The organism is Candidatus Zixiibacteriota bacterium, from assembly GCA_035574315.1.
Classification (GTDB): Bacteria; Desulfobacterota; Binatia; order UBA9968; family UBA9968; genus DATLYW01.
On the sequence record DATLYW010000004.1, the window covers coordinates 1 to 6,929 of the forward strand.

A 6,929-nucleotide genomic window follows, 5' to 3' on the forward strand; every position below is an offset into this window, starting at 1 on the left:
TCATCGCCTCGACCTCCTCAACCCCAAAGGGAGTCCATCGGCCAACCTCCTATTGGCCTCCCGCAAAAGCTCGTTGCGCATCGTGATCTCACCAATCAGACCCTTAAGCCGACTGATCTCATCGTCCCGAGCATCCCTCTCGCGGATCTTTAGACCCGCAGAGCCCGCTGAAAGAAATCTCTGCCGCCACTCCGAAAGGCTAGCCGCCGTTATCCCCAGCTCTCGGGAGAGCCCATCGAGATCCTCACCCCGCAGCAACCGAAGCACAGCTTCCAACTTCCGGCGAGCAGAAAATCGACCTCGTTGCACTTGTCTTTTCAACATGGACACCTCCTGGGTTTTTCTCCCTAACATTTCTCCCAATCAGGTGTCCAAAGAAATCCTGGGGCGGGGGAACGCCGCAGAACTGTCGAGGAGCTGCGCATCGGCTTGTACGAGTGACTGATGACCTATAACGAGCGCTGGCTGATTGAGCGGCATGGTTATCGCTCCCCGGCGCAGGTGCTACGGGAATGGGGTCGCATTACAGGAGGCTGCATAATAACATGTGCCGGACAGTGCCAAGGTGCGCTTCGGAGGAAAAGGGAGATTTAAAAAAATCCGGGGCCGTACAGCGCCTTGCTCTATGCGCCATGCGCTTTGCGGTTCCTCCCACGAGCACGTCCTTTTGCGGCCGCGTTGACTGAGCCTTCCGATGCCAGTATGGTGGCCGCACATCCAGAGAAGGGGGCAACGATGGGGAGAGCTTCCAGATTTCCCGCGTTTTCTTTATCGGTCGCGCTACTCGGCTGGGCCGGGGTCGCATTCGCGCAGGACGGTTTCTTCGCGGGTAAGACCATCCGCGTCATCGTCGGGTTTTCGGCTGGCGGCGGCTTCGACGCCTACTCGCGGACGATCGGCCGGCACCTGGGCAAGCACGTCCCCGGAAATCCCTCGGTCATCGTCGAAAACATGACCGGCGCCGGGAGCATGATCGCCGCGAACCATGTCTACAACCAGGCGAAGCCCGACGGGCTCACGATCGGCAACTGGATCGGCGGCCTCATTCTGCAGCAGCTCCTCGGCGCCAAGGGGATCGCGTTCGACGCGGCGAAGTTCGAATACATCGGCGCGCCGGTCCGCATCAACAACGCGTGCGTCACCACGCGGAAAAGCGGGATCACCGACCTGAGCAAGTGGCGGGAGTCGAAAACCCCAGTGAAGATCGGCGCCGAGGCGGCGGGATCGACGACTTCGGACATCCCGCGGCTGCTGATGGAGTACACCGATCTGCCGATCCAGCTCATCGAAGGCTACAAAGGGGTCGCCGACGTGCGCATCGCCGCCGAGGGCGGCGAGGTCGCCGGTTTCTGCTCGAGCTGGGAAGGAACGAAGACCTCTTGGCGGAACGTCATCGAAAGGAAGGACGCGACGGTCGTGCTGCAAGCTTCCCAGAAACCGCACCCCGATCATCCCAAAGTCCCGCTGGCGATCGACCAGATCAAGTCGCAGGAAGGGCGCGACCTGTTCAAGCTCGTGGTCCACGACGTGGGCGGAACCATCAACCGGCTCTACGTGCTACCCCCGGGAACGCCGAAGGACCGCGTCCGGACGCTGCAGCAGGCATTCGAAAAAACGATGAACGATCCCGAGTTCCTGGCCGAGGCCAAAAAGATCCGCCTCGACATCGATCCGGTGAGCGGCGAGGAGATCGCGAAGACGGTCAGTCAGATGAAGGCGATACCGCCGGGCACGCTGGCGAAGCTGAAAAGCATCATCCTGCCCGGCAAGTAATCGGCTTGAGCGCTTCTTTCGCAGAAAAGACCATCCGGTTTCACCTGAACGGAACCGCGCACGAAGCCACGGTCGAGGCGGAGCTGCTGCTGGCGGAGTTCCTGCGCGATCGCCTCGGTCTCAAGGGAACCCGGAAGGGCTGCGACGTCCAGATCTGCGGCGCGTGCACGGTGCTGGTGAACGGGAGGCCTGTTAGCTCCTGCGTCACCCCGGCCTTCGAGATCGACGGGAAATCGATCACGACGATCGAGGGCTTGGCCCGGGGCGAGGCGCTGCATCCGATCCAGCAGGCGTTCTGGGACGAAGGCGGGTTCGAGTGCGGCTACTGCACGCCAGGCATGATCCTTACGACCCATGCCCTCCTGAACGAGAATCCCGACCCGACCGACGACGAAATCAAAGCCTGTCTTGGCGGCAACATCTGTCGCTGCACCGGCTACGTGAGCATCATCGCCGCGGTGAAACGGGCCGCGCGGCTGATCAAAGGCAACGCAACCGATCCCCCGCCGCACGGGCGGCGCTTCGACGGAGCGCCGAAGGTCCGTGGCGAGCCGATCTACACCGCGGACCTGGCTCGACCCGGGATGCTCTACGCCAGGATTCTTCGGAGCCCCCTGCCCCACGCGGCGATCAAAGAGATCGACGTCACGGCGGCGGAAAAACTCCCGGGGGTGGTGGCAGTTCTCACCCGCGACGACCTCACGGACATCAATCCCTACTACGGCCCGCTAGTGAAGGACCAGGCGATCCTCGCCCTCGACAAAGTCCGTTACGAGGGCGATCCGGTCGCCGCCGTCGCGGCCACCAGCGAGGCGATCGCCTCAGAGGCCCTGGCTCTGATTCGGGTAAGCTACGAAGAGTTTCCGGCCGTGCTTTCGATCGATGAGGCGCTCGCCGACACGGCGCCGAAACTGCACGATTCGACCGCCGAGCACGGCGAGCGCTTTCCCGGTTATCCCGAAGTCGACGAAGAGGCCAGAAAGCACCGCAACGTGAGTTTTCATTTCGGCTGGAGCAAGGGCGACGTGGAGAAGGGCTTTGCGGATTCCCACCGGGTGTTCGAGCACACGTTTTCGTTCTCGAAGGTCGCCCACTGCTCGCTCGAGCCGCAGCTGACGCTGGCGGAGTGGCGGGACGACGGCCTCACGATCTGGAGCTCGACGCAACATCCCTTCCTGGTGCGGCAGGAAGTGGCAGAGATGTTCGGGATCGCGAAGGACCGCGTGCGGCTCATCGTCCCGTTCGTCGGCGGCGCGTACGGGAACAAGAACCACACCAAGCTCGAGCCGCTGGCGGCGGCCCTTTCCCGCAAGGCCGGCCGGCCGGTATTCATCGCGCTCAACGCCGAAGACACCTTCCGCACAGTGAGCAAGCCGGCGATGCGAATCCGCATCCGGACCGGCGTCAGCCGTGATGGATACCTGATCGCCCGCAGGTCGGTGATTCACGTCGACAGCGGCGCCTATTCGGACGCCGGACCGCGGGTCACCCAGAAGGCCGCGTATCGCGTGCACGGCCCCTACCGTATTCCGCATATTCAATCGGACGGCTATACGGTCTATACCAATACGGTACCCGCGGGCGCCTTCCGCGGGATGGGAACGCCGCAGGTGGTGTGGGCCTACGAGTCGCAGATGGACATGATCGCCCGCGAGATGGGCTGGGACCCGGTGGAGTTCCGGCTGAAGAACCTCGTGGAGAACGGCGACGAATTCGTGCCCGGGGACACCCCGGTCGATTGCGACATGAAGGCCGGACTTCGGCGGCTGGCCGAGGAGATAGGCTGGGGCAAGCCGCTCGAGCCCGATTGCGGGATCGGTGTGAGTTGCGCTCTCAAGGACGGCGGCGGGAACTACAAGATCTCCGAGGCGCGGATCGAGATCGACGCTGACGGCGGGGTCACGCTCTTTTCGGGCACGGTCGAGATCGGCCAGGGCTCGAGCACGGCGCTGAGAAAAATCGCCGCCCACGAGCTGGGGATCGCTCCCGAGCAGATCGAGCTCGCGCCGCTGGACACCGCGACCACCCCGCTCGACTTCGGCACGTACGCGAGCAGCGGCACGACCGTGATGGGGCTCGCGGTGCAGCGGGCCGCGCGGGCGGTCAAGGCCCGGATCCTCGCTGGCGCCGCCGGCCTGACCGGGCTCGCCCTGGCGGATCTGAAGATGAAAGACGGTGTGGTTCGCGCGGGGGAGATCGCGGTCCCGCTGCGGGACATCGTCCGCCATCTGGAGGGCGGTTCCGGAAAGCTGATCGGCGAGGGACGCTACGAAAGCGTCCGGGACCCCGGCATCTTGATGGGAGCCCGGGCGCCGTTCTGGGAAGTGAGCTGGGGGGCGGCGAAGATCAGGGTGGATCGCGACACGGGCGGGATAAAGATACTGAAATTCGTCACGATCGCCGACGTCGGGAAGGCCATCAACCCGCAACAGTGTCACTCGCAGGAGATCGGCGCGATGATGCAGGGGATTGGCCAGGCGCTGTTCGAGGAGACCCTTTACGAAAACGGGACGATGCTGAACCCGGGCTTCATCAACTACCGCGTGCCGCAAGTGGAAGACCTCCCCGATGAGGTAGCGGCCGTCCTGATCGAGAACGGCAACGGCCCCGGCCCGCAGGGCGCCAAAGGCATGGGCGAGAGCGGGCTCCTGACCGTGCCTTCGGCGATCGCCAACGCGCTGCACGACGCGATCGGCGTGCGCCTGACGGAGCTGCCGCTCACGCCGGAGAAGGTCTGGCGGGCGATCGGCCGCTCGTAGCGCGCAGGGAGGATCCTTTGCCTGTCAGAGTGGACCAGAACAAGTGCGACGGTTGCGGCATTTGCGTGTACGACTGCGGCGCCGACGTGTTTCGCTTCAACGAGAAAAAGGACAAGGTGTTTCCGTTCGGCAACAAGCACTGCGTGAACTGCTTCCTGTGCGAGCTGGTGTGCCCCGAGGACGCGATCCAGGTCGTGCTCACGGCACGCAGGGCCGACGCCAAGGAGGCGCTTCCGTGATCTCGCCTGGACAGACCTGCAGGTGCGACGTGCTGATCGTCGGCGGCGGCTTGGCCGCCTGCATGGCGGCGCTCGAAGCCTCGAAACGGGGCGTCGACGTCGTACTCGTCGACAAGGGCAGGCTCGGCAGGAGTGGCTCAAGCCCGACGTCGGGCGGCGTGCCGCAGGCGGCCTTCGCTCATGCCGATCCGCGCGACAGCAAGGAAGCCCACTTCCGCGACACGATCATCGGCGGCGATTACATCCCGCACCAGAAGATCGTCCGCGCGGTGGTTTCCGAGATCACCGATCGCATTATCGAGCTGGAAGAGATCGGCCTCCGTTTCAAGAAAACGGCCGACGGGAAGTTCTACCAGGAAAAGAGGCTCGGGAGTTCGTTCGCTCGCAGCGTTCCGCCGATCGGCGGCAGCGTCAGGGTCATGGGCATGCTCCGGAAGGAAGTGTTCAACCGTGAGGTGGCGGTCCACCAGTGGACGATGATCACCAGGCTTTTTACGGACCGCGGGCGGGTGACGGGCGCGCTGGGGGTCAACGTCCAGACCGGCGAGACCCGCCTGTACGAGGCCCGGGCCGTCATCCTGGCGGCCGGAAGCGCCGTCGCGCTCCAGAAATACACGAGCGCCAACTTTCAGACCACCGGTGACGCCTATGTCGCGGCTTTCGATGCCGGCGCGGAGCTCGCCAACCTCGAGTTCCTCGAGTTCACGCTGATCCCCGCGCCGAAGGGAATCACGATCCCGATGGCGGGCCTCTCCCCGTTCACCAGCAAGGGCGGCCGGTTCCTGAACGCGGCCGGGGAGCGGTTTCTCGAGAAGTACGATCCGGAAAGGCTGGAAGGCACGACCCGCGCGATCCTGGTGCAGGCGGCCTACAAGGAGATGCTTGCGGGACACGGCCCGGTATCCATCGATCCTTCGTTCATTCCGGACGAAAAGTGGGACGAAGAGATCCAGTACGAGTACGCGCCGAAACTTTCCGCGGCGGGCATTGATTGTCGGAGAGACCGGTTCGAGTGGGTCCCCGCCCTTCATACTTTTCTCGGCGGCATTTTCGTCAACGAGCGCTGCGAGTCCCGGGTGCCGGGGTTGTTCGCCGCTGGGGAGTCGGCTACGGGCATGCACGGATCGAACCGGCTGTCGGGCAATGCAATTGCCAGCTGCATGGTCCTCGGAGCCCGCTCCGGAAAATCCGCGGCGCTCTTCGCCGCCGGGAGCGAGCCGGGTCGGGTCGACCCGTCCGAAGTGGCCGACGAGCTCAGCCGGATCGAAAGCTTCCGCGGCGACGGGGGGCTCGATCCGTACGGAGTCGAGCGCGAGATCAAGAACCTCGCATGGGAATCGGCCGGCGTGGTGCGAAACGAAAAGGGGCTGCGCGCGGGGATCGCGGGGTTCGAGGAGATCTGGCACGAGAAGATGCGGCGGGTGAAAGCCACCGATCAACGGGGCTGGGTCAAGGCGCTGGAGTGCCGGAACCTCGCTCGGGTCGGAGAGATGGTCACTCGCAGTGCGCTCGAGAGACGGGAATCGCGCGGCCAGCACTACCGCGAGGACTACCCTTCCAGAGAAAAAGGCCTGCCGAAGTGGGTCAAAATCTCCGGGGACGGGGAGCGGATCCGGTGCACGGTCGTGCCGATCCCGTTCGAGGAAGGAGACCTTGTGCCGAAGGAATGAAACGATGAAATGTGTGATTCACCCTGATCGTTTCAACTCTTTAAGGGCTAAATCAACGTTGTAGTTCTGCACTTGGAGTCTCTCCTTGGCAGAATCGTACATCGTCTCCACCTCTTCCAAAAGCGGCGTCCGATCCATAAGCTCCGCGTATCTGTCGAGAGGAGTTTTACCCCCTAGCGAGCCGTGGGGCCGTTCCCAGTTGTAATAGCGCTGCCATTCCGAGAGCTTCTCTCCCAGATCGCCCCGGTGAAGATCCACGGAGCCGTAAAACTCCTCAACGTCAGTCTTCTGCGACCGTTCCACCTTGCCGTTTAGGTGAGGAGCTTTCCGTGGCCCCTGAATTCATCCAACGCTGCCTGATAGCGGGCAGCCAACTTCTCGGGTACGTGGCCTCGGAATACCCGCTCGAACAGCGATTCAAACTTATTCATTTGCGTGGCATGGTCCTGTTTGGTGAATGCGCTTAACGGGTGGCCCTTCGCCAGCAG

The 6,929-nt window shown here is 63.6% G+C and carries 4 protein-coding genes and 1 pseudogene; 4 read left to right on the plus strand and 1 reads right to left on the minus strand.

From position 1 onward, the window contains the following. Positions 1 to 735: 735 nt before the first annotated feature. From VNN77_00470 to VNN77_00485, 4 genes are read left to right on the plus strand one after another with little or no spacing between them, the layout of a single operon-like run. Positions 736 to 1,773, plus strand: a complete 1,038-nt coding sequence (locus VNN77_00470) for a tripartite tricarboxylate transporter substrate-binding protein (GenBank protein ID HXG49866.1) — start codon at positions 736 to 738, stop codon at positions 1,771 to 1,773. Between the two features lie 5 nt (positions 1,774 to 1,778). Further along, a complete protein-coding gene (locus VNN77_00475) occupies positions 1,779 to 4,532 on the plus strand; it encodes a molybdopterin cofactor-binding domain-containing protein (protein HXG49867.1) in 2,754 nt (917 codons plus the stop codon). Positions 4,533 to 4,549: 17 nt separating this feature from the next. Then, positions 4,550 to 4,771, plus strand: coding sequence for a 4Fe-4S dicluster domain-containing protein (locus VNN77_00480; GenBank protein ID HXG49868.1), 222 nt, complete (start codon positions 4,550 to 4,552; stop codon positions 4,769 to 4,771). Then, the gene (locus VNN77_00485; GenBank protein ID HXG49869.1) at positions 4,768 to 6,441 is read left to right on the plus strand and encodes an FAD-dependent oxidoreductase; all 1,674 of its coding nucleotides are present in this window, start codon (positions 4,768 to 4,770) and stop codon (positions 6,439 to 6,441) included. Before VNN77_00480 ends, VNN77_00485 begins: the two co-directional genes overlap by 4 nt. Before the next feature lie 18 nt (positions 6,442 to 6,459). On the opposite strand, the pseudogene VNN77_00490 reads toward VNN77_00485, so the two are convergent. Further along, positions 6,460 to 6,765 (minus strand): annotated as a pseudogene (locus VNN77_00490) (integrase core domain-containing protein). Positions 6,766 to 6,929 lie beyond the last annotated feature (164 nt).